Source organism: Methylotenera sp., from assembly GCF_013141425.1.
Taxonomy (GTDB): domain Bacteria; phylum Pseudomonadota; class Gammaproteobacteria; order Burkholderiales; family Methylophilaceae; genus Methylotenera.
Genome location: NZ_JABFRA010000077.1, coordinates 17,072 through 39,891, shown reverse-complemented (window position 1 = coordinate 39,891; position 22,820 = coordinate 17,072). Strand labels below are relative to the sequence as shown.

The 22,820-nt window shown below is 42.3% G+C and carries 20 protein-coding genes and 1 tRNA gene; 16 read left to right on the top strand and 5 right to left on the bottom strand.

What is annotated here, in order from left to right; genetic code table 11:
* Positions 1–4: 4 nt before the first annotated feature.
* Positions 5–1,090, top strand: coding sequence for a magnesium/cobalt transporter CorA (gene corA / locus HOO90_RS06775; RefSeq protein WP_292841232.1), 1,086 nt, complete (start codon positions 5–7; stop codon positions 1,088–1,090).
* A gap of 62 nt (positions 1,091–1,152) precedes the next feature.
* Here the strand turns inward: corA and msrA are convergent, their stop codons facing one another.
* Entirely contained in the window at positions 1,153–1,689 is a 537-nt protein-coding gene (gene msrA / locus HOO90_RS06770; protein WP_292841230.1) for a peptide-methionine (S)-S-oxide reductase MsrA, read from the bottom strand.
* 169 nt (positions 1,690–1,858) lie between these two features.
* On the opposite strand from msrA, the gene HOO90_RS06765 reads away from it, so the two are divergent.
* From HOO90_RS06765 to HOO90_RS06755, 3 genes are all read left to right on the top strand, one after another.
* A complete protein-coding gene (locus HOO90_RS06765; RefSeq protein WP_292841227.1) occupies positions 1,859–3,259 on the top strand; it encodes a serine protease in 1,401 nt (466 codons plus the stop codon).
* Positions 3,256–4,260: an FHA domain-containing protein gene (locus tag HOO90_RS06760; RefSeq protein WP_292841224.1), complete on the top strand. Its 1,005-nt coding sequence runs from the start codon at positions 3,256–3,258 to the stop codon at positions 4,258–4,260. The genes HOO90_RS06765 and HOO90_RS06760 overlap by 4 nt, the downstream gene beginning before the upstream one ends.
* Positions 4,261–4,389: 129 nt before the next feature.
* The gene (locus HOO90_RS06755) at positions 4,390–5,622 is read left to right on the top strand and encodes a DNA polymerase (protein ID WP_292841221.1); all 1,233 of its coding nucleotides are present in this window, start codon (positions 4,390–4,392) and stop codon (positions 5,620–5,622) included.
* Between the two features lie 25 nt (positions 5,623–5,647).
* Here HOO90_RS06755 and HOO90_RS06750 read toward each other — a convergent pair whose 3' ends face one another.
* Positions 5,648–6,355: a prepilin-type N-terminal cleavage/methylation domain-containing protein gene (locus HOO90_RS06750; RefSeq protein WP_292841218.1), complete on the bottom strand. Its 708-nt coding sequence runs from the start codon at positions 6,353–6,355 to the stop codon at positions 5,648–5,650.
* A 510-nt stretch (positions 6,356–6,865) separates the two neighbouring features.
* Between HOO90_RS06750 and HOO90_RS06745 the strand changes: the two genes are divergently transcribed.
* From HOO90_RS06745 to HOO90_RS06730, 4 genes are all read left to right on the top strand, one after another.
* Positions 6,866–7,537, top strand: coding sequence for a glycine zipper 2TM domain-containing protein (locus HOO90_RS06745; RefSeq protein ID WP_292841215.1), 672 nt, complete (start codon positions 6,866–6,868; stop codon positions 7,535–7,537).
* 152 nt (positions 7,538–7,689) lie between these two features.
* Positions 7,690–8,646 (top strand): hypothetical protein, encoded by a 957-nt coding sequence (locus tag HOO90_RS06740; protein ID WP_292841212.1) that lies wholly within the window; start codon positions 7,690–7,692, stop codon positions 8,644–8,646.
* A gap of 38 nt (positions 8,647–8,684) precedes the next feature.
* Positions 8,685–10,379 (top strand): single-stranded-DNA-specific exonuclease RecJ, encoded by a 1,695-nt coding sequence (recJ, locus tag HOO90_RS06735; protein WP_292841210.1) that lies wholly within the window; start codon positions 8,685–8,687, stop codon positions 10,377–10,379.
* A 27-nt stretch (positions 10,380–10,406) separates the two neighbouring features.
* A complete protein-coding gene (locus tag HOO90_RS06730; protein WP_292841208.1) occupies positions 10,407–11,270 on the top strand; it encodes an NAD(P)H-hydrate dehydratase in 864 nt (287 codons plus the stop codon).
* Between the two features lie 7 nt (positions 11,271–11,277).
* Here HOO90_RS06730 and HOO90_RS06725 read toward each other — a convergent pair whose 3' ends face one another.
* Positions 11,278–13,581, bottom strand: a complete 2,304-nt coding sequence (locus HOO90_RS06725; protein WP_292841206.1) for an EAL domain-containing protein — start codon at positions 13,579–13,581, stop codon at positions 11,278–11,280.
* Positions 13,582–13,784: 203 nt separating this feature from the next.
* On the opposite strand from HOO90_RS06725, the gene tpiA reads away from it, so the two are divergent.
* The 4 genes from tpiA (at position 13,785) to HOO90_RS06705 (ending at position 16,067) form a co-directional block, all read left to right on the top strand.
* Positions 13,785–14,537 carry a triose-phosphate isomerase gene (gene tpiA / locus HOO90_RS06720; RefSeq protein WP_292841204.1) on the top strand — a complete coding sequence of 251 codons (753 nt, stop codon included), beginning with the start codon at positions 13,785–13,787 and terminating at the stop codon, positions 14,535–14,537.
* Between the two features lie 80 nt (positions 14,538–14,617).
* Entirely contained in the window at positions 14,618–14,986 is a 369-nt protein-coding gene (gene secG, locus HOO90_RS06715) for a preprotein translocase subunit SecG (protein WP_292841202.1), read from the top strand.
* 29 nt (positions 14,987–15,015) lie between these two features.
* Positions 15,016–15,101: transfer RNA gene (locus HOO90_RS06710), tRNA-Leu, on the top strand.
* 486 nt (positions 15,102–15,587) lie between these two features.
* Positions 15,588–16,067 (top strand): FxDxF family PEP-CTERM protein, encoded by a 480-nt coding sequence (locus tag HOO90_RS06705; protein ID WP_292841200.1) that lies wholly within the window; start codon positions 15,588–15,590, stop codon positions 16,065–16,067.
* 114 nt (positions 16,068–16,181) lie between these two features.
* Here the strand turns inward: HOO90_RS06705 and HOO90_RS06700 are convergent, their stop codons facing one another.
* Together HOO90_RS06700 and HOO90_RS06695 are read right to left on the bottom strand one after the other, a co-directional pair.
* Complete coding sequence (locus HOO90_RS06700) at positions 16,182–16,550, bottom strand: VanZ family protein (RefSeq protein WP_292841198.1); 369 nt, start codon at positions 16,548–16,550, stop codon at positions 16,182–16,184.
* Positions 16,537–17,874 carry an undecaprenyl-phosphate glucose phosphotransferase gene (locus tag HOO90_RS06695; RefSeq protein ID WP_292841351.1) on the bottom strand — a complete coding sequence of 446 codons (1,338 nt, stop codon included), beginning with the start codon at positions 17,872–17,874 and terminating at the stop codon, positions 16,537–16,539. Before HOO90_RS06695 ends, HOO90_RS06700 begins: the two co-directional genes overlap by 14 nt.
* Positions 17,875–18,568: 694 nt before the next feature.
* Between HOO90_RS06695 and epsL the strand changes: the two genes are divergently transcribed.
* From epsL to HOO90_RS06675, 4 genes are all read left to right on the top strand, one after another.
* Positions 18,569–19,771, top strand: a complete 1,203-nt coding sequence (epsL, locus tag HOO90_RS06690; protein WP_292841195.1) for an XrtB/PEP-CTERM-associated polysaccharide biosynthesis outer membrane protein EpsL — start codon at positions 18,569–18,571, stop codon at positions 19,769–19,771.
* An 82-nt stretch (positions 19,772–19,853) separates the two neighbouring features.
* Positions 19,854–20,495, top strand: a complete 642-nt coding sequence (locus HOO90_RS06685; protein ID WP_292841193.1) for a PEP-CTERM sorting domain-containing protein — start codon at positions 19,854–19,856, stop codon at positions 20,493–20,495.
* Between the two features lie 280 nt (positions 20,496–20,775).
* Positions 20,776–21,711 (top strand): EpsD family peptidyl-prolyl cis-trans isomerase, encoded by a 936-nt coding sequence (locus tag HOO90_RS06680; protein ID WP_292841191.1) that lies wholly within the window; start codon positions 20,776–20,778, stop codon positions 21,709–21,711.
* Positions 21,712–21,782: 71 nt separating this feature from the next.
* Positions 21,783–22,817, top strand: coding sequence for an SLBB domain-containing protein (locus tag HOO90_RS06675; RefSeq protein ID WP_292841189.1), 1,035 nt, complete (start codon positions 21,783–21,785; stop codon positions 22,815–22,817).
* The last annotated feature ends 3 nt before the right edge of the window (positions 22,818–22,820 follow it).

Here is a 22,820-nt window from a genome sequence, read left to right as displayed (position 1 = left end):
CGCTATGCGAAAAAACAAACGACATCATAGTAAGAAAATCGGTTTGCCACCGGGCTCGTTAGTCTATGTTGGTGATGCGGAATCCAAACAGCTAGACGCGCCTAGAGTCAGCAAAATTAGTTACGATGCGAGTGGCCTGGTTGAATGTGAATTGCCTGTGAAAGAGTTGGCTAACTTTAAACCTGACCCAAATAAAAAAATCTGGCTAAATGTGCATGGAGTGCATGATGTTAAATTGGTTAAACAGATCGGCGATTTATTCAATTTACATCCTTTAGTGCTAGAAGACATTCTTAATACCGAACAGCGCCCGAAATTGGATGAGTTTGACGAGTATGTTTTTTTAGAAACGCGGCTGTTTTATTATCATGCAGAAAGTATGTCAACCAGTTCTGAGCAAATTAGTTTGGTACTAGGTCGCAACTTTTTATTGACCTTTCAAGAGCGTTCGACAGGGGCATTTGAGCCGATACGGGAGCGTCTACGCGCCACTCGAGCACCAATTCGCGAGCTTGGTGTCGATTATTTGGCTTATGCCTTACTCGACAGTGTCGTGGATCGCTACTTTAGTGTGTTGGAAGAAGTGGGTGAAGCTAGTGAAAGCTTAGAAGAAGCGCTTTTGAATAACCCAAGCAACGCAGAACTGCACAGTATTCATCAGCTAAAACATGCCAGCATTGAGCTACGTCGGGCTGTATGGCCATTGCGTGAGGTAATTAACAGCCTGACGCGAAATGAAAAGGGCTTTTTTAAGCCTGCGACGATGCCCTATTTGCGCGATGTTTACGACCACACAGTGAATTTTATTGAATCGCTTGAATCAATACGCGATACCTTAAGTGGTATGATGGATATTTACATGGCTAGTGTCAGTCAGCGGGTGAATTTAGAAGTGCGCGCTTTAACCGTGGTTGCCATGCTGTTTATGCCTGCCACCTTAATTGCCGGCATTTTTGGCATGAATTTTCACTGGATGCCGTGGATAAGCGACCGTAATGGATTTTGGTGGGCGTTATCCATTATGGCGGGAATAGCCTTGCTGATGATTCTAATTTTTTGGCGACGACAGTGGTTGAGTAGTAAGACCTAATAAACTTTAAAGTCAATGCCATTGCCACTTTTGCAGGATGATATTGATGAATTTATTTGTTCTTATTTAATCAGCTGCGCATATTTTGCACGAATCTTGGCCGCCTTAGGTGCGGCAACTGCCAAGCAATAGGGGTTTGCTGGATTTTTGTCAAAATAGTATTGATGGTAATCTTCTGCAGGGTAAAAAGTTTCTGCACCGTTGATTTGCGTCACGATGAGGGAGTCAAATACCTTGGCTTCGTTGAACTCGGCAATCATTTTTTGAACTGCATTCTGTTGTGCCTGATTTTGACAAAATACTGCAGAGCGATATTGCGTTCCAACATCATTGCCTTGGCGATTGGGCGTGGTTGGGTCGTGTGAAACTAGAAAAACCTCAAGCAAAGTCTCAAAGCTTACTTGATTCGCATCAAACGTGATTTTAATGGCTTCAGCATGGCCAGTATCGCCATTGCAAATGGTTTTGTAAGTTGGGTTAATCGTTTGCCCGCCGATGTAGCCTGACACAACCTCGTTAACACCTCGTAATTGGCTAAATACCGGTTCTGTACACCAAAAGCAGCCACCGGCGAAAATGGCAGTTTGTTCTTTACTCATTTTGAAACCTCGCAGTTGAAAAAGATGAATTACGTCTAGTCGTTACTAGACTAGACCTTAGTCGACTTAGATGCTGAGACATTACATGACATCAGATGTTTTATGTAGAAAATAAGATTTTTATTGGATAATAGATAATTGATAATATTGAAACTAATGTAGGATTTGCATGAAATTTTGCCGCATGAAATACAGTTGCTTAAAAAGTCACACCTATTTGAAAGGTCGCCGCTATTTAACAAGTTTAGCCATGACGCTCTTAGGGCTAAGTTTAAGTATATTTCAACCAGAGGCTTTTGCTGCTGAAGCCGCACTACAAGTGCAGTTACCTCCACCTTCTTCACGTGCGCAAACGCTATACACAGCAGCGCGTGACGATTTGCTGCAAATTCGTGTGTTGCTTAAAAATGGACGCACGCAGTCATCCGTGGGTTCGGGATTTTTAATTGGCACCAGCAATTTGGTAGTGACAAATTACCACGTCGTTTCGCAAATCGTTATAAATCCAGAAAGTTATGTAGGCGAATTTGTTGATACGCATGGCGTGAGCGGCAGTGTGAAACTGGTGGCGGTAGATGCGCTGCATGATTTAGCGGTGGTGAGCGTCAGCAGGCAAGGTACAGGTTACTTTCAAGTGCCTGATGTGCTGCCTAAGTTAACACAAGGCCAATATTTATATTCGCTGGGTAATCCGCTTGATTTAGGTTTTGCGATTTCGGAAGGTTCTTATAACGGACTGATTAAACGTGGTTTTTACGGTCAGTTAATGTTTACTGGCGCAATTAACGCGGGCATGAGCGGTGGGCCGAATATCACAGAAGACGGGCGTGTGGCAGGCGTGAATGTTTCAAAACGCTTGGATGGTGAATTGGTGAGTTTTTTAGTGCCAGTAGAATATGTACGCGATTTACTAAAAACAGCGGCTACCGCAACGCATTTAGATTTTAAAAAAACAGTCGGACAACAGTTGCTTGCACACCAAAATGCCTTAATTGCCAATGTGTTAGCTGAACCACTCACTTTAAAAAGTTTAGGCAATTATCAGGTGCCAGTACGCGAATCCGATCAAATGCGTTGCTGGGGTCGTTCAAATGATAACAAAGATAGCAGCTATGACTTTAACGCGGTGGATTGTGCGATGCAATCCGCGATTTATGTTTCGGACCAATTGCAGGTTGGGCATATTGCCATTCGGCATGAGTATCTAAGTACTGAAAAATTAAGTAGTTTACGTTTCTCAGCTTTGGTTAGTCAGTCGTTTAAAAATGAGTCTTTTGGAAATAATAAAGACAAGAGTCGAACGGGTCCGATGTGTCAGGAGCAGTTTGTAGAAAATGCCAGCTTGCCATTAAGGGCGGTGCTGTGCGTGCGTGCTTATCGAGAGTTTGAAGGCTTATATGATTTTGCATTGCTTACCGCCACCACCGATGCCAGTTTGAGTAACCTGCAAAGCCGCTTAGATGCGAATGGGGTCAGCTACGAAAACGGTTTACGCATTAGTCGCACTTTTTTAAATAGCATCGCTCGTCATCCTAATTCTGTTGCGTTGAGCAAGGCGGTGAAGCCATGAGTCAATATCAAGCTTCACTACAAGCAAAAGCACCTTATTTTATTGAAATTCTCGGACGTCATGGTGAAGTAAAAACGCGGCATCGTTTTGAGCAGTTACCCGTTAGCATCGGCCGTGGCTATGCCAATGATTTGATTTTGGATGACACGAACGCTGCAAATTATCATGCGATAGTAGAAGCTACTGATGCAGGTGTGCTACGCATTCGTGAATCGGGTAGCCAGCAAGGTTTGCTGTATCAAGGTAAACGTATTGCAACACTCGAGGTAGATGGGCAGCGTGTGGTGAAGTTAGGTCATACGCAAATTCGTGTCCGCAGTGCTGCGTTTAATGGACAAGAGGAAGTTGCAAAAAATAAATTATTTCAGCAGGACGGCCTGTTACCCGCACTGGCGGGGTTGCTGATGCTGGCACTCTCCAGTTTACTGTCGGTTTGGCTAGAAAGTACGGATAAATTCTCTCTGGTGAATTACCTATTAGTACTTGCATTGGTCTTTGGGTTGGCCATGCTGTGGAGCGGTTGCTGGGCGTTTGCAAATCGCGTTGTGAGTGGTCAAACACGTTTCAGCCAGCATTTGTTTGTGGTGTCGAGCGCCTTAATTGTGATGGATTTATGGTCGGTTTTTAGCATGGTCATCGCCTATGCATTCTCGCTGGAGTTTATTGCAGCCTACGGTAATCATGCCATGATGGCGATTGCCGCGATGATGGTATTTTGCCACCTGACGATTATTAGCGACCAGCATTTCAAACGTTTCTTGATCATATGCACTACGCTTGCCATTGTTGGCTCTGGGCTGATTTTACTCGGCAATTATCAGCGTAGCGGTAATTTGGCGGATGAACTTTACATGACGCACTTATTACCACCAAGTTTGCGCCACAGTCAAAATCAATCTGCGGATGAATTTATTCAAGCGGCGCAGCCACTGAAAGGTAAGCTAGATAAAGCGCGTTTAGAAGCTGTTGATAAAGGCGTCGCTCTTTTGGGCCAAGAGTAGTTTTTAGAGGATAATTAACCTCATTTCGGGTTTAGATTTTTAATTTAAGTTTAGGCTCAAATTTTAGTTCTCAAGCTTTAGTTAGCAAACTTTAGATTGCGAGCTTTAAATTGCAAGGTACAGTTTTACGTGAGTTTAAATGCGTTATACGTTGATTTTAATTCCTACTTCGCTTCAGTAGAGCAGCAACTTGTGCCTGAATTGCGTGGTAAGCCAGTAGGCGTGCTGGCCGTGATGGCGGAAACCACTTGCTGTATTGCCGCAAGCTACGAGGCGAAAGCCTTTGGCGTAAAAACGGGAACCTTAGTCAAAGAGGCTCGCAAGCTTTGCCCTGAGATGATTTTTGTCGAAGCAAGGCCATCAGTTTATGTGACCTTTCACCATAAGCTTATCGAAATCGTGGAAAGCTGTACGCATGTCGAAAAAGTACTGTCGATTGATGAAATGGTTTGCAAGCTGACGGGTAGTCAGCAAATTCCAGAAAATGCACTAAAGCTGGCGGCTAAAATAAAACGTGCCATTACTAAAAAGTTCGATTATATCCGCTGTTCGATTGGTATCGCTCCCAATACGTTTTTGGCTAAAACTGCATCGAATATGCAAAAGCCCGATGGTTGCGTGTTAATCGAACAACATGAGCTGCCACAGCGTTTGTATGGGCTAAAATTGCGCGCCTTAAATGGCATTGGTAAGCAAATGGAAGCACGTTTAAATCGCTATAAAATTACTACGCTAGAACAATTGTATGCGGCAAATCGCCAGCAGTTACAGGCTGCTTGGGGGAGTGTAGAAGGTGAGCGCATGTATGATAAATTGCGCGGCATAGAGCCCTATTACGTAAAAAATACACGCAGTAGCTTAGGACATTCGCACGTGATGCCGCCAGAACAGCGCAATATGGCGGGCGTGAAAGCGGTGTTGCATCGTCTATTGCAAAAAGCCTGCATGCGCATGCGAAGCTACGATTTACTCGCTTCAAAAATTAGCGTTAAAGTGAAGTTTCGCAATCAACCAAGCTGGGGCATGGAAAGTGCCATTTCGCCTACGGACAACACCTTACGGTTGATAGAGGCGCTAGAGGCGTTTTTACAGCATTTTCCGCAAGCTAAGCATGAGCCTTATGCCGTGGGTGTGTCTTTCTCTGGTTTAGTCACAGCTGAGGAAGTCGCCCGTGATTTATTTCAAATCGAACCGCTTGAGAATGAGAAAAAACTCAATAAAACCATCGATAATCTGAACTTAAAATTTGGCAAAAACACCATCTATTTTGGCGGTGCGCACGACGCCTTAAAAGATGCGCCAATGCGGATTGCGTTTAACCATATTCCAGATTTAGTAATAGAAGGCGATGGTGACGACTGATTTTTTAGATGTTCACAAGCTTATTTCAAACACCCATACAGACGATGTACTGATTATTAGGCGCAATGTCAGTCGCCGTGTTTGTCCCAATTGTAGATGCGGGAGCAGCGTTTGTGAATGTTTCTTTATCTTCTGTGGCTAGTACACTACCACTACTTGGATTACCATCGTCTAAGCGAATGTCGAGTGATAAAGCCATTTCACCCAAAATGCCGCGTGAGCAAATGACATAGCTGCCTTTAATCGCGTTGCCTTGCGCATCTAAGATGGGGGATGCAGTTTTGCTTTCAGTGCCACTCTGAATATCAATGGCTTTACCTAAGACATTTTTAGGCATGTAGTCTGTAGAAGCGATGTTAGTCTCGCCGCTCATTAATCCAGCAAGCCGTAAATGTTGCCAAATAATGGCATTATCTTTAGTTGGGTTAAAATCAAACCAACTACCTGTAATTATGCCTTCACCATCCCCATTTTTAACGGAAGTTTCCGCATTTGAAAAGCGGCTGCTTGCGCGACTATCATCCCCAGGAAGCGTTTTAAATTTGTCTTGGTAGCTATAGATCATCAGTGGAATGTTTCTGAAGTCACTTTCCAACTGCTTCACCTTGCTTATATTGATGAGTTGTTGGCCTTTCAAGACGGCGCCCATCAAGAGCGATAGGATAATTAATACAATAGACATTTCAATAAGGGTGAACCCTGCACAATCTTTATATTGATCATCTTGACGCATTGAACTTACGCTGGATTTTTTGAACATACTGACATAGACGCAAAATGTATGCCATTTATTATTTTAGATTAACATCGAGTTAATGCTCTGTTTTAGCTAGATAAATTTGTAGATTCCCGATTTTTTGTTAGTGATATTTTTAAAATGTATGTCAATTTTAAAATGATAGTGTTGAATTTTCAGCTGTAATTTTTTTGATTCTCGGTTAATGAGCCTCATAAATTGAGCAATTTTCTTGCAACATCACCTTTAATGTAATCCTGCGCGAGGACCCATCCTGCTATTTCTAATGAAAATCATTAGTTACAAATTCTTAACAACTGCAAGTAATCCTAAATGCAAATAGACGCGTTATCTGATCATCTGCAAAATAAACGCAGAGATTGAGAGTTAAAATTAATTTTTAAATTTCAACCGATCGCGCTGATTAAGCGTAACAAAGCGCTGACTTACTTAAACTTTGAATAAAATTTAGTAACAAGAGTAAGTGAGACAAAAAGGAGAACTAAAATGAGTTTTGTAAAAAATATGCGAGTAAAAATGTTAGTGCCGGCTCTATTGACTGCCGTATTTGCAGCGCCTGCCATGGCTACAGACCGCTATACAGATACTGCCCGCGTGCTTTCATCAACACCTCAACTAGAGCGTGTGAATGTGCCGCGCGAAGAATGCCGTACAGAATATCAGCAACAAAGCTATAACAATGGTGGCAATAATGTTGCTGGCGCCATTATAGGCGGTATTGCAGGTGGTTTACTTGGTAACACCATTGGTCGTGGCAATGGTCGAGTGGCGGCAGCAGCGGTGGGCGCTGGTGTTGGTGCGATTGCAGGTAATAGTATCGCTAATAATCAACGTAATTATGGTACACGTACGGTGCCTGTGCAATCTTGCTACCAAGTGGATAACTGGCAAACCATCAATACTGGCTATTTAGTGACTTATGAATACAATGGCAGAACTTATACCACGGTTAGCAATGAGCAACCTGGCCGCTATATTGATGTGAATGTTGCGATTGAACCACGTAGTCGCATTGTGTCTGAAATTAGTTACATTGAGCCAGCGCAATATAACGATCGTGGATGGGAAGGCAAGCGCAGACAACATGGTCGTGACGACCGCCGCGATTGGGAAAACCGTGGAGGTTGGAATGACCGCAATGAGGGTCGCCGTTTTTAATCTTTTGTTTTAGTATCGTCTGCTAAAAATTACTAAGCAGGCAAGCTAACCCAGTAGCCAGAAAAGCTGCTGGGTTTTTATTTTTAAAAATGTCCCGAATCTGAAGGCTTGCAAGTAAAATCTAGGCTCTGATATTAACTAAAGTGCAATACGTGAAAATTACTGTGGATTGCGATATATGTGCAGCATTATCCCATTTGCCTAGTGGCAGCAGTCTGGCGTATTTGCTTGCTAAAGGCCAAGTCAGGCAAGTTGATTTGCCGCTTGAAGCGTTGATTTGTAAACAATATGATTTGCAATCGAATCCAGATTTTCCGATAGCCGCGATTGCCGCAACTGCGGATGGTTTGGAAGTTGGCGAAGATTATTGGCTGCGCGCAGACCCGGTTCATTTAGCCTTACAACGCGATTGTTTTAGCTTGGCTGAACCCGCGCCATTGCCAGTGCAACGGCCTCATACAGCGCTAATAATCACCAGTTTAAATCAGCATTTCTCTCAAGATGGGATCATGTTTTTTGTCGGGGAATCCGGGGCTTGGTATTTACGTTGCCAGCACGCGCCAAAAATTAAAACGTGTCTTCCCAGCCTTGTTTTGGATAAGAATATTCATTCATTTTTGCCCACCGGTGATGAATCCTCCAAGTGGTTGGCGGTATTAAATGAAGTGCAGATGTTGTTGCATGAGCATCCTGCCAATCTGTCACGAGAATCTGCGGGGGAGGTCGCCATTAACAGCATTTGGCTCTCTGGCGGTGGCAGTATGCCGCAGGTTGAAGTCCTGAAAAAGGATGCCGATTTGATTCTGGCAAGTAGCGTGTTTTACCAAGGTTTAGCTTCACTGAGCCGTGTTAAAAGCCAGACGTTACCGGCTAGTTTAGCGGATACTTTACATACTAATGCACAACATGTGCGCTTACAATTGCCGCTTGACGATAATTTGGATGAGCATTGGTTTAAACCAATGCTAAACGCTTTAAAAAATGGAAATATTCAACAGTTAACTTTGAATTTAGGTTTTTATGAAAAAAGTATAACCGTTGAGATTAGGCCTACTGATTGTTACAAATTTTGGCGCAAGTCAAAGCCAATAATGGAATATCTGAAATGAGTAAACCCGCATGAAAAACCCCGTAGGCTAAAGCTCACATGACCAAAATAGTACAGCGTATTTCGCCGCCTGCAAGTGAGCAGCATTTGCTGGCGGCTGGCGTAACTCCTTTAATGGCAAGGCTATTGGCTGCACGTGGTATTACCAAATCAGCACAACTAAGTGCAAATTTGGGTGATTTATTACCACCACAAACACTAACAAACAATCTGCAAATGGCAAAACTATTGGCCAATGCAATTGCTGCCAATAAAAAACTTTTGGTAATCGGTGATTACGATGCCGATGGCGCAACCGCCACAGCAGTTGCTGTTAAAGGCTTGCGTATGTTCGGCGCAAAGGTTGATTTTTTAGTCCCCAATCGTTTTGAATACGGATATGGACTGACGGCTGAAATAGTGGCCTTGGCGGCTATGCAAGCCCCTGACATTATTATTACGGTAGACAATGGCATTGCCAGCGTTGATGGCGTAGCGGCGGCAAATGCGTTAGGTATGCAAGTGCTAATTACCGACCATCACTTGCCTGGCCAAACAACTCCAGAGGCTGCTTGTATCATTAACCCAAACCAGTATGGTTGCGACTTTTTAAGTAAAAATCTGGCCGGCGTTGGCGTGATGTTTTATGGTTTACTCGCTTTGCGTGCCGAACTGCGAACACGCGGACACTACAGTGATAAAGTAGAACCAAATTTAACCGAACTGCTAGATTTGGTGGCACTTGGTACGGTGGCCGATTTAGTGAAGCTGGATGATAATAATCGTATCTTAGTTGAGCAAGGTTTACGCAGAATCCGCGCTGGGGCATGCTCGCAAGGTTTGTTGGCCTTGTTGCGCGTGGGGGGTCGGCAACTGCAAATGTGTAGTGCGCAAGATTTAGGGTTTTATGTAGGTCCGCGCCTGAATGCGGCCGGCCGGCTAGAAGACATGACGCTAGGTATACAATGTTTGTTAGCTGAAACTGAAGTTGAAGCCATGCAAATAGCGCAGCGTTTGCATGATTTAAATGTAAAGCGCCGCAGTATTGAAGCAGACATGCAGGACGGCGCCAATTTGACATTGGATGATATTGACGTAAGCAATCAGTTTTCCATCAGTCTGTTCCAGCCCGATTGGCATCAAGGCGTGATTGGTATTTTGGCTTCACGTATTAAAGAGCGTTACCATCGTCCCGTAATCGCCTTTGCAGAGGCAGGCGGGGGCTTGTTAAAGGGCTCTGGCCGCTCGATTGCCAGTTTGCATTTGCGTGATGCGCTTGATTTACTTAGCAAACATCAGCCTGATTTAATCATTAAGTTTGGCGGGCACGCCATGGCAGCGGGGCTAACAATTTTGCAGACCGACTTTGAATTATTTAAGCGATGTTTTGAAGCGGTCGTTAAAAGTTTGATTACGGAAGCCGATTTAGAATCGATATTGGAAGTGGATGGTGGCTTAAGTGAGCAGGACATGTCATATGCCACAGCGGAAATGTTAGAGAATCAAGTGTGGGGGCAAGGTTTTGTACCTCCCTTGTTTTATAATGAATTTGAAGTGGTAAATCAGCGTGTACTTGGTGAAAAACATCTAAAACTCAGTTTAAAAATAAACACGATAGTATTAGATGCAATCTATTTTAATCACGCTGAGTTTTTACCAGACGTGATTAAAGCTGCATATCAGTTGCAAACCAATCGCTACAATGGATCTCAAAAAGTACAGTTGAATCTATGTTTTGTGGCGAATTCACGCTAATCTACTCGATAATCTATAGGCGCAGATATGAAGCAAAAGGATACGCATTATTTAGAAAGAAATGGGTTTATCGCTACGCTGGCACCACGTAAAAATGATGCGCATAAAGGCTTGTTCGGCAGTGTGGCGATTATTGGTGGTGACAATAGTATGGTAGGTGCGGTTTTGCTATCGGCTCGTGCCGCGTTGTTGAGCGGTGCTGGCCGTGTTTATGCGGCTTTGTTGTCAGCGGATGCCCCGAGCGTTGATCCACTGCACCCAGAAATTATGTTCCGTTCGCCTGCGGATTTAACTACGCTGACACAACTGGATTGTGTGGTGATCGGCCCAGGGCTTGGGCAATCGCCACTCGCCATCGAATTGTTAGCGTTTTGGTTGGCGAAAAGTATGCCTATGCTGATTGATGCAGATGCACTTAATTTATTGGCCAGGCATCCAGCATTGGTTGCGATTTGCAAAAAACGTCATGTGGGAACAGTGATTACGCCGCATGCTGGCGAAGCTGCAAGGTTGCTTGAAGTTAGTAATGAAGATATTCAGCAAAACCGCGTTGAACGTGCGCTTAAATTAGCAGGTGCATTCCACGTAACTTGCGTGTTAAAAGGCGCAGGAAGCATTATTGGGCATTTTGATGGTAGTTACTTTGTGAATACTACTGGTAATGTTGGCCTTGCAAGTGGCGGAACAGGCGATGTACTGAGCGGAATAATTGGCAGCTTAATGGCGCAAGGTTTAAGTGGGTTAGAAAGTGCTAAGTTGGGTGTATTTGTGCATGGCGCGGCAGCAGATGCCTTGGTAGCGCGTGGCATCGGCCCGATAGGCTTAACAGCGTCAGAAGTAGCACATGAAACACGTCATATTTTGAACCAACTGAGTCAAAAAACAGAATAAAGATTTACTAATTTTCAACCAAGGTAATACGCTGCGAGAGTAAGTCCATTTTTGTGATCAATTTGTCTCTTAAGTCGTAAAGATTGTGCATTTGTTCTTGCGCGTCAGTCTGTTGCTTCGCTTCAATCAAGTTAACGATAGTTTGGCCAGCTTTATGCATTTCTTCATGAATTGGGCGGATGGCAATGAATTCTGGATGTACGCCGTAACGCTCACTGCCAAGCACATAATACCAGCGGCCAAATTGTGACCGACGTGGGTCAAGTTCAGGTATCGCTGTGTCATCACCATCCAACAGTTTTTGAATTTGACTAACCCAGATGCGCTCTGCGAGGGCGGCGTAAAGAAGTGGAAGGTCGTCTCTACGCCAGCGACGCTTGCCAATTTGTTGCCAAAATTGATACGGTTGCCAATCCTTAGCCCAAATAGTCACTTCATCTGCAGGCATGGGGTGGGCTATGGCAAAGCCTTGGGCCAACTGACAACCTATTTGAATGAGCAACGCGCCGAGTTTTAGATTATCTACGCCTTCGGCCAGCACTTCATGGTCGAAGGTGTGTGCTAATGAGGTTATTCCCTCAACCATGATGAGATCGCTGGAGTCTTCCAGCATGTCGCGTACAAAGCTCTGGTCGATTTTAAGCGTGCGCACTGGCAAGCTTCTTAAATAAGTCAATGACGCGTGACCTGTGCCAAAATCATCCAGCGCAAAATGAACACCTATCGCTCGCACGGCCTGCATAATGCCGATGACTTTTTCAATATCTTCCAAGGCAGCAGATTCGACGATTTCTAGTTCGATTAACTCCGGATTAATCTCTGGATGGCGTTCTAATACGTCTTTAATGTCGTTAATAAAGTTTGGATGTTCAAGGTGGCGCGGCGATACGTTGATGCCAATGCGCCAGTTTAAGCCGAGTTTGTGCCATTTGGCGAGTTGGGTGACGGCGGTTTTTAATACGAAACAACCAATCGGGATGGCTAATTCAGAATTTTCTACCAGAGGCATAAACTCACTGGGTAAGGTTACAATTTCTTGCCCTGCCAATTTCCAGCGTATCAGCGCCTCCATACCAACAATTGTACCTTCGTGCATGTTGACTTGCGGCTGATAGTAGAGATAAAACTCTTGATTATCGAGGGCCGCTTGAATGCGGGCTAAATTTTGCTGCAAGCTACTACGTTTGGCTGCCGCCGTTGTGTCGTAGATAACATATCGGTTTTTGCCACCATGCTTGGCTAAGTACATGGCTTCATCCGCATGGCGCAACAAACCATCGGCATCGGTTTTATCTGAAGGGTATAAGGTAGCGCCAATGCTGGCACTCAGATGCAACTTTAAACCTTCTATCATGTAGGGGTTAGAAAGTGAAACTCGAAGACGTTCCAACGTTTGGTTACAGGCCTCCACGCCAGTCAGTTCAGTGAGCAGTATGACAAATTCATCACCGCCCAATCGCGCGACAACATCGGTATCGCGTGTGGCTTCGTTGAGTTGTTTTGCTACTTCAATTAGCACTTTGTCACCCGCCTCGTGACCATAGGTATCATTGATTTGCTTGAAGTTATCGAGATCAATCATGACTACGGCCAATATTCGGTAAGGCACATTTTCTGCCAGCTCATCGTGAATGCGCTCGCTAAAGAGTAATCGATTTGGTAAGCCCGTTAACGGGTCGAGCAACCCCGCGCGCGTGACATCGCCTTTAGCTTTTCGCAAATCAGTGAGATCAGAGTGCATGTTGACGTAATGTGTTACTTCATTATTTTTCCCGCGCACAGCGGTAACCGTCAATTGAATCGGGTAGATTTCACCATTTTTTCTTTTAGCCCATTGCTCGCCTTGCCAAACGCCTTGCAATTTTAAACTTTCTGAAATGCCAGCATAAAAAGCGGCATCATGCAGGCTGGATTTAAGAATATCCGGAGTTTTGCCGATAATTTCTTGTGGTGAATAACCTGTATTTTTTGTAAAAGCCTGATTTACGCGCAAAATTACGTTTTTCGCATTGGTAATCATCATACTTTCATGTGATTCAAATGCCGCCGCTGCAACTCGTAAGTCGGTCTCCGTATCCTGACGTTGAGTAATGTAGCGCGAGAGTGGGCGAAATACAAAAAAATATAGAATCGGAAAAATGACGGTTAAAAGTAGCGTGGCGTCAAGAAGTGCGACTTTCCAAGTTTGTAGCGGTGGTAAGTAAACAAAAAGCAGCATGATAAGCGTTTCAGCCGCAAAAATAGACGCAGCTAAAACACAGAAGAAATACCACGCGGAATGTTCGCTGGCGGAATGCTTACGCTGAGACATTGCTACCTTAATGTTGTTCTTTAAATTTTTTGTAGCGTACCTTTATTCGACCATTAAATCAAACAAAGGCTTACTTAATTGTATGATTAATATGAGGTGATATTAATCGGACAATTAAGTTTTTATTTTTCAATTCGCTAAGTTGACAGATTTACGCTACTAAAGCGTAAAATGACGGCTGTAAAATTAACTTTAAGGTCCGCATGCGTCATAAATTAGTCGTTGCCAATTGGAAAATGCATGGCAATCTTGTGGAAAATAAGCGCTTGTTAGCAGAATATTGCGCCATGCTACCCACGCTTAAAAATACTGATGTCGTGGTTTGCGTGCCTTATCCCTATCTCGCTCAAGCCCAGGCAATATTACAACATACCAATATTGCTTGGGGTGCACAAAACTTAAGTAAAGATGCTGTAGGTGCTTATACTGGTGAAGTTAGCGCGACCATGCTAAAAGACTTTGGCGCAAGTTATGTAATTATTGGTCACTCAGAACGAGCAACAGCTTATTGTGAATCTGATGAAAATATTGCGACTAAATTTGTTCAAGCGCAAGCTCATGGGCTAACGCCAATTCTTTGTGTAGGTGAAACCTTAATCGAACGTGAAGCTGGTGTAATGCAAATGGTCGTTGGTAAACAACTCGATACCATTTTCAATACCTATGGCGCAGCTGTATTTGCCAATGCTGTCGTTTCATATGAGCCAATTTGGGCAATTGGCACTGGCTTAGCTGCCAGCCCAGAGCAAGCGCAAAGCATGCATGAGTTTATTCGTAGTAAGGTGGCTACGCTTGATAAAGCCGCTGCAACGAATATGAAAATCCTCTATGGGGGGAGCGTAAACCCACAAAATGCGGTACAATTATTCGTTATGCAGGATATTGACGGTGGTCTAATCGGTAAATGTTCGTTAAATGCAAAAGAATTTGAAGGGATATGCCGCGCTGCATGCTGATAGATTTTACGATGCAGTCTGGTGATAGGCGGAATAACACATATTTAAGTTTGTAATTTTTAAAAAGTATTAGGTAGAAAATGGAAAAATTTGTATTGGTAATTCATGTGATTGCAGCCTTAGGTGTCATTACCTTGGTGCTTTTACAGCACGGCAAGGGCGCCGATATGGGTGCTTCATTCGGTAGTGGTGCATCCGGTAGCTTATTTGGTGTGTCTGGTTCAGCTAACTTTATGAGCCGTGCAACCGCAGGTTTTGTATTGGTATTCTTTACTACCAGCTTAACACTGGCTTATATGGCCAGTCACAAAGAAGGAAGTGGTAGCGTTGTAAAAGCAATCGCTGCAAAAAGCACGGTGGTGAATAGCGCCCCAACTGCGCCTGCTGCAAAAACAGACGCTGTAAAAACGCCCGCAGCGCCAGCCGCAACGCAAGATATACCTAAGTAATAATTCTGCTAAGCCAACGTTTAGCAAATGCCGTCGTGGTGGAATTGGTAGACACGCAACCTTGAGGTGGTTGTGACTAATAGTCGTGAGAGTTCGAGTCTCTCCGTCGGCACCAAGTAATAGTTTTTCTTCGTATCACATCGTATCAAATCCCAATAAATACAATTAGTTAACTTAAAAACACGCAACATTGCGTGTTTTTTCGTATCATAATGTCGCTTTACAAATCGTATAAAAACACATCTAGTTATATTTTTATACGTTTCTATGAAAAAGCTCACAGCCGAATCGCTAAACGACCTAACAATTAAGGTCGCAAAACCTACAGCAATACCTTACATGTTGAATGTTATTCATAGAAGCGGAGAGATCTTTATTCACTATTTTCCTTTCGCAACTACTCAAGTTATATAAGCTATATTTTTATTTTCTTTTGAGTGTTAGTCTGTGCGCCAACGTACATTCAGTGAATAAGCTCTGGTAAAATTGCTTCAGAAGTTGCAAAAGCGGAATATTTAGGTATAATCACATGAAGTTTATTAACAAAATCAGTTGGTTATTTCTTCAAAAGAGAATTTAAAACTAACAAAAGGATAAAAAATTGAAAACAATTAAACAATTTTTACTTGCTGTAGTGCTTGCTTCATCAGCACTTAGCGCGCAAGCAACTGTATATGATTTGGGTGACTTGTCATCAGGCAATACTTTTTTCGGTAATAATGTAAGTGGAAGTTTTACTGATACATTCACATTTAGTCTTTTAGATAATAGTGACACTTCAATCGGTGCTACTACGCTAAATCTTAATTTTAGAAGATTTAGTTTTCTCAATATTAATAATCTAAGTTTATCGCTATTTGATAGTGGCGATACTCAATTAAGTACTGGCCTAGATTTTTCGCAGTCATTGGTTGCTGGTAATTATTACTTAAATGTATCTGGTGTGGCTACAGGTTACATTGGCGGTCTTTATGCTGGTGGCATTAATGTTACGCCAGTGCCGGAAGCAAAAACTTACACCATGATGTTGCTTGGGCTAGGCTTGATTGGCTTTATTGCTCGCCGTCGTCGCGCTGATTAATTAGGCGAATTGATTTTTAAAAAAGCCCTAGGCTAATTGCCTAGGGCTTTTTTATGTTGAAAATATCAAGTTAGGCTATCGGAAATTCATATAGCATTTAGCGAATACAATTTTTCAAAATGGAAAATTGTATTTTTTACGTAAATGTTTCAGCAGAAACAGCACCGCAGCACAACCGATTCCATCTGCAGCTAAATCATCAAAGCCAGGATGTCGCCCCGGCACAAAAATCTGGTGTGCTTCGTCGGTAACACCAATCAACAGAATCACGATTGCCAGAAGCAAGAGTCGCATTTTTGGAAATCCAATGGCCGTGAATACCGTGAGTGCACTGTAGAAAATAATGTGCGCTAATTTATCCCACGGTTCAACAAATAGCTTGCCCGCACTCGGCTGATGGACGCCAATGAAAAGGGCTGAAAGCATTATGACTAGGCTGGCTATTGCAGTTATTCGAAGTGCGCGCAATCTAGTAGGCGCCATCTTGCCCTCGTACGACAACCCAAATGGTTTTCAAAATAATGTAGATGTCGAGTCTTAGGCTCCAGTGTCTTAGATAATCGATATCGTATTCAATCCGCGCCTGCATTTTGTCTAGTGTGTCAGTTTCACCACGCAGGCCATTTACCTGCGCCCAGCCGGTAATGCCGGGTTTTACCTTGTGCCGGATCATGTAGCCTTTGATAACTTTTCTGTACATTTCATTATGCGCTACAGCATGCGGACGTGGCCCCACAATGCTCATACGGCCCTGCAGCACGTTAAAGAATTGCGGCAACTCATCCAAAGATGTTTTTCGTAGGAAACCGCCCAGGGGAGTGATTCTTGCATCATTTTTTGTTGCTTGAGCAACTTCATTGCCATTATCCGTTGTGGTCATGGACCTGAATTTATAAACCAGAATTTCTTTTCCATCAATGCCATAGCGCCGTTGTTTGAAAATGATTGGTCCTGGTGAACTGAACTTCACGCCTAAACTAATCACAAATAGGATAGGAGAAATTAATATCAAAATTATTAGTGCTAGGAGAATGTCTGTTGTTCGTTTAATAAAACTATCGGTGCCAGTAAAAGGTGATTCGCAGACCGCCATAACGGGAATCCCATCTACTTGTCCAATCCGCCCTTGAATAAGGTCAGTCAGGAATATGTCAGGAAGAATGTAAACTGACGCTGTCGTATCGTGTAACTCTTCAAGTAGTTTAAGAATGCGTGGTTGGCTTACCATGGGGAGTGATAAGTAAATTACATTGATTTTATGTTGTTTTACATAGTCCGCAATTTCCGAGATTTTTCCTAAATTCGTAAGATTATTGGGATTTGATAAGCGGTTTTCAGCTCTATCGTCGAAATAACCCTGGCAAGTTGTTGTTGTGTATTCATGACGTAAAAATGATTCAGCAAGTGCATTGCCCTGATCATTCAAGCCTGCAATGATTGCGCGTTTAACTGGCCCTTGTAGCTTGAGTATCATCGGTGCGCTAGTTCGCAGTAAAAAAATGGCAAGCAAATAACTGACGGGGGTAAGCCAAAGCCATAATTCCATCGCTCGGTAAGAGAATAAGTTGATAAATCCTGTGGCTCTACCAAACAACAGAATTAGGCCAGCAAGAAATACCCAGTTAAACATGGTGTTTCTAATCATTCGCCAAGGTTCGTGGCTTATTTTTGAACCACTTGGAAAAGTAAGTGAGAATAAAATTATTGATAATATGAAATAAGAGGGCGTAATGTTGCCTTCATCCCAGAAGGCTATACCCCAAAGAGTAAACACGACGACGCAGGGGCCTAAAAATGACTCGATAATATACAAAATATTATCGCGCGCAATGGAGATACCAGATGCTCTACGGGTAGCGGTAGACGTTCTGTTCCTAATCATTAGGCTTGATTCTCATTTGGTGATGATAATTATTGTTGGTAAGCATAAGATTATTGAACTCTAAGGATCTATATTTAAATGGCATAGAGTTTAGTGGTTTTAATCAAGAAGCACTCCAAGGACACCATTGGCTTGTCAGAAACATACTTTAAAAAAGCAATTTATACATTTACTTATCTAATATAATTAATTGCAGTCTCAACCTCATATTTTACATTAACTATCATTAAAAACCATAACTAATATTCAATTATTCTGAATTTTTAAATTAAATTTATAGATTAAAAATCCAATTATCATCAATTTGTTGAATGGTAATATTTGGGAAGTAAAAAATTGGATCTAAAATAACTAAAATTAATGGTTGAAAATTGTCTTTGGCTGTCATATTATCTTGTAACTAGCTGAATTTTAATAAATATTGTAACAAAATGTAAATTTGTGTGAAATATTTCCACAAAATTCATTTTTATTGAATAAATTTGAACAATTAAATGGTTGTTGATGTGTTAAATGATTGTTAAAGTGAGGTTGTTTGCTAATGTAAGCTACAATCTGTCGCTAATAGATGGCGTGGCTACTTAATGCTGAAAATTCGAACAATTATTGAAATAAATTTATGACTACACTTAATTTGCGCCAGATGACAAGATTTACATTTGTTATTGTTCTGCTTCCTACAATTTTTGGTGGCACCTCAGCTTTTGCTGACGAAAATGACACTTTAAATTTTATTGTTGGCGTTTCACGTCAGCACGATGACAACTTGTTTCGTCGATCTTCATCTGAGCAGTCTGAGAATATTACCAAAGCCTTTGCGGGCATAAAGTTGGATAAAAAATATTCCTTGCAGCAATTTAAATTTGATTACACGGTTACTTCTTATAATTACCAGTCCAATAACAATTTGGATTTCAATGCGCAGGATTACAAAGCCGCATGGTTATGGACGCTGACACCATCGCTTAAAGGCACGCTTTCTGCAGATCGTAAGCAGCAACTAAATGACTTTCAAGACTACCGTAACGTAACTGGGGTGAATGGTAAAAATATCCGTATCAACCAAACGCAGCATTTTGAAGCTGACTTTTCGCCCCATAACATTTGGCATTTGCTCGGAGGCGTTACAAGAACTGAACTAAAAAATAGTCGTATTTTTAATGAAGAAGATGACTACACAATGAATGCCTTGGATGCAGGGGTAAAGTATGTATATCGCTCTGGAAGTGCCATTACATTGATGGGGCATCAGAGAAAAGGTGATTACGACAATCGTTCTCCTAACCCAGTTTTTCTTTACGATTCAGGGTTCGACGAAACGGAAGGTGAAGCAAAGTTAAGTTGGCTACTTTCTGGAAAATCTCAGCTTAATCTGCGTACGGCTTACGTTTCACGCGATCATGATCATTTTTCAAAACGTGACTATTCAGGTGCGGTAGGAAGTGTTGACTATAATTGGACCCCTGCAGGTAAGTTACGTGTCAATGTTCGATTGGCAAGTGATTTGTCAAGCTATCAAACCAATGACAGTAGTTATACACGAAATAATGTCCTCAGTGTTTCACCAGCCTACGCTGTGACTGACAAGATTAATATTAACGCCAATGCCAGCCTATCAAGAAGGAGTTTTCTTGGTAGCGGAATAAATCCATCTGGCGATAGAACAGACAATACACAATTACTTAGTGTTGGGGTGAATTGGAAGCCACACCGCAATGTTACTTTGGGGGCGAATGTGCAGCGCACTAACCGAAATTCTTCTGTATCTTTACTAGATTACACAGATACGATTACTGGCATTTCAGGCACACTTAATTTTTAAATTATCCACTGTTATTTTTGATTAAATTTAGATACATATTAATTAAAGTGCGCGGGCTTTATTTAGAATAAAGGAATTGAGAATGAAAAACTTTAAATCAATATTAATACTAATGGGTCTAGTTTTTGCAGGTAATGCTTCAGCAAAAGTTTATACCTATGATTTTACAGAAAAAATATCAGGATCTGGCCCCAAAGAAGTCAGCTTTGCCACTATGTTGTTTGATGATGATATTGGGAAATTTACGCTGACAATAAGCGATCAATTTTCCACTTTATTTCATTCAACTAGTGCATTTGTTGGTGCATTAGCTTTTCAATATGATGGAAAAGGCCCTTACCCAGCAGTGACCGATGTAGTTGAAGGTGGTGGTGTTACTAAAGTAACAACTTCAACCAAGGGGTCCAATGATTTTGATTTTAGGTTTGTATTTGGCAGTAGGAATAATCGCTTAACGTCAGGTGAGACAGTAAGTTGGTTTTCAGAAGATTACACTCGTAACATAGGGTCTGAACATGGCAGAATCAAGCCATTCAGAATTGCAGGGTTCGATGTGGAAAATTTCGATGAGGGCGCGCTTCGTGTGCAAGGGCTTAAGAGCGGTAAATCAGGCTGGTATGAGATGGCTGAAGTAACGCCAGTGCCAGAGGCACAATCTTACGGCATGTTGTTGTTAGGGCTTGTGTTTATGGGCTTCATTGCGAGACGGCGTGTAGGTTTATAACAAGAATTTTTTTACTTGGAAATGAACAGGGGAATCTGAATACATTGCGTTGCATTAACTAATGTAGCGCATTATGTAATTTACTGTAGTTACTAAATTCGATTTCGGATGTGAACAAACGGAAAGTTCCTAATATTCGGATTTCCTTATGTATCTTACCGCACAGAACCAATTTTATATGATATGCATAATTCGTCTGACTTTAACCTAGATATTCATGCCGAATGCTTATTGAGCAATAATGAAATATCCCAATTAAAAAGATGAATAAGGAATTTTGATGTTTTGTGAAGTGAAGTATTTTCGTCCATTGTCGTTCGACAATGCAATTAGAGTTCTACTAGTATCACTAGTGTTTGGCTTGTTGCCATCGTGCACAAAGAAAAGCGATGATGCGAAAGCAAGTCAGTCTATTGTTCGCGTGAATGGTGATGAAATAACTGTGTTGCAATTGAACAATGAGTTAAAGCGTGCCAATGTCCAAGCAGCGCAGCAGGCAGAAGCTGAAAAGCAAATTACCCAAAAACTGGTGGATCGCCAGATGCTGGTGCAAGAAGCGCTAAAAGTGAAACTGGATCGCAACCCACGCGTGATGCAAGCGATTGAAAATGCCAAGATGCAATTGTTAGCACAAGCCTATCTTGAAAATAAAGTATCCGCGATTGCAAAACCAACAAAGGCCGAGATTGAAAACTACCGTGTGAAGCATGCAGAAATTTTTGCTAACCGTAAAATTTTTGTGTTGGAAGAACTGATATTTAAAATAGAGGCTGGCTATACGGAAGAGCTAAATGTCTTAAGCAATTCGGCTAAGACCATCGAAGATGTTACGCAATGGCTAGATGAGCGTTTGATTAAGTTTGATCGCACTCAGGCGCAACATGCATCTGAAACTCTGCCGCCAGATTTGCTTGCAAAATTAAGTAAAATGGTAGAGGGAGATGTTATTTTTATTAACGCGAATGGGCGTACGGCAGCAGGAAGATTAGTAGATGTGACATCTGCGCCAATTGCCAAATCAGACGCAACGCCAATTATTGAACGCATATTGACGAATCAAAAGCACCAACAGACGGCCGAGTCTGAAATTGCACGTTTGCGTCGTGCAGCCAAAGTTGAATATATCAACCAAAAATTTAAGCCTGCTGAAACCACCAAGCCATCTGAGAAAGATAAGAGTACTAATCATATCGAAAAGGGACTTTCTGGGCTTTAAGAAGAATGTTTAGTAGCGAATACATGACGTTTTAAAAAAATTGAATTAATAGTAAATAGGTAGGAAAATCAATGAGAAATTTTTTAGCTTGTATCATGCTATTTATAGCTGGAACTCTTGTAAATGCGGCTTCTGCTCAAGAAGCAAACTACATTCTAGGTGCAGGTGATGTGGTTAAAATTAGTGTATTTGGTAATGCCGATTTAACGTTAGAAACGCGAATTTCAGAGGCGGACTCCATTAGCTTCCCGCTGATAGGCCAAGTAAAAATTGGCGGTCTTTCAACCTTTTCTGCCGAAAAGAGAATCGCAGAAATGCTAGAAAAGGGTGGATTTATTAAGAGCCCGCAAGTCAACATATTAGTAACGCAATTTCAAAGTAAACTTGTGTCCGTATTAGGCAGTGTTTATAAACCAGGCCGATATCCACTGGAACGAACTACAAATCTTGCTGATTTGCTTGCGTTAGTAGGTGGCGTAACACCAGATGGCTCTGATTTAGTGACTGTGACTAATGCGGCGGGCAAGACTGAATACGACTTACAGAAAGTTGTTGGTAAAGCTGATGGTTTAAAAAGCATTATATTTTCAGGCGGTGAAGTTGTGTTTGTACATTCGCGTGATATTTCTGTGATGGGGCAAGTACTAAAACCTGGAAAGTACGCGGTAGTTGGTGGCGTGCGTACTGTGGCAGATTTTTTAAGTGTGGCGGGGGGCATTACTGCAACAGGCTCTGACACGGTAACCGTTACTACGGTGCGTGATGGCAAAATCAACCGTTTTGATGTCGACGTCGACAGTTTATTTCGCACAGGCGATAACAGCACCAATATTGAATTAGCCAGTGGCGATAGCATCTACGTGCCAAATGCCCCCATGTTCTATATTTACGGTGAAGTGCAACGCCCAGGCTCATACCGCATTGCGCGTGGTATGACAGTGGTGCAGGCACTCGTTCAAGGAGGCGGCACCACGTTACGTGGCACTCAGCGCGGCATTAAATTAAACCGCAAAAATGCAAAAGGTGAGACCGTAGAATTACGACCTGCGTTAACCGATTTAGTGCAACAAGATGATGTGTTGTATGTACAAGAAAGCCTCTTTTAGGAA

Excerpts from the sequence above, each read along its gene's own strand:
- corA (WP_292841232.1), top strand. The coding sequence starts at position 5 with ATGCGAAAAAACAAACGACATCATAGTAAGAAAATCGGTTTGCCACCG.
- msrA (WP_292841230.1), bottom strand. The coding sequence starts at position 1,689 with ATGAGTAAAGAACAAACTGCCATTTTCGCCGGTGGCTGCTTTTGGTGT.
- HOO90_RS06765 (WP_292841227.1), top strand. The coding sequence starts at position 1,859 with ATGAAATTTTGCCGCATGAAATACAGTTGCTTAAAAAGTCACACCTAT.
- HOO90_RS06760 (WP_292841224.1), top strand. The coding sequence starts at position 3,256 with ATGAGTCAATATCAAGCTTCACTACAAGCAAAAGCACCTTATTTTATT.
- HOO90_RS06750 (WP_292841218.1), bottom strand. The coding sequence starts at position 6,355 with ATGCGTCAAGATGATCAATATAAAGATTGTGCAGGGTTCACCCTTATT.
- HOO90_RS06745 (WP_292841215.1), top strand. The coding sequence starts at position 6,866 with ATGAGTTTTGTAAAAAATATGCGAGTAAAAATGTTAGTGCCGGCTCTA.
- recJ (WP_292841210.1), top strand. The coding sequence starts at position 8,685 with ATGACCAAAATAGTACAGCGTATTTCGCCGCCTGCAAGTGAGCAGCAT.
- HOO90_RS06730 (WP_292841208.1), top strand. The coding sequence starts at position 10,407 with ATGAAGCAAAAGGATACGCATTATTTAGAAAGAAATGGGTTTATCGCT.
- HOO90_RS06725 (WP_292841206.1), bottom strand. The coding sequence starts at position 13,581 with ATGTCTCAGCGTAAGCATTCCGCCAGCGAACATTCCGCGTGGTATTTC.
- tpiA (WP_292841204.1), top strand. The coding sequence starts at position 13,785 with ATGCGTCATAAATTAGTCGTTGCCAATTGGAAAATGCATGGCAATCTT.
- secG (WP_292841202.1), top strand. The coding sequence starts at position 14,618 with ATGGAAAAATTTGTATTGGTAATTCATGTGATTGCAGCCTTAGGTGTC.
- HOO90_RS06700 (WP_292841198.1), bottom strand. The coding sequence starts at position 16,550 with ATGGCGCCTACTAGATTGCGCGCACTTCGAATAACTGCAATAGCCAGC.
- epsL (WP_292841195.1), top strand. The coding sequence starts at position 18,569 with ATGACTACACTTAATTTGCGCCAGATGACAAGATTTACATTTGTTATT.
- HOO90_RS06685 (WP_292841193.1), top strand. The coding sequence starts at position 19,854 with ATGAAAAACTTTAAATCAATATTAATACTAATGGGTCTAGTTTTTGCA.
- HOO90_RS06680 (WP_292841191.1), top strand. The coding sequence starts at position 20,776 with ATGTTTTGTGAAGTGAAGTATTTTCGTCCATTGTCGTTCGACAATGCA.
- HOO90_RS06675 (WP_292841189.1), top strand. The coding sequence starts at position 21,783 with ATGAGAAATTTTTTAGCTTGTATCATGCTATTTATAGCTGGAACTCTT.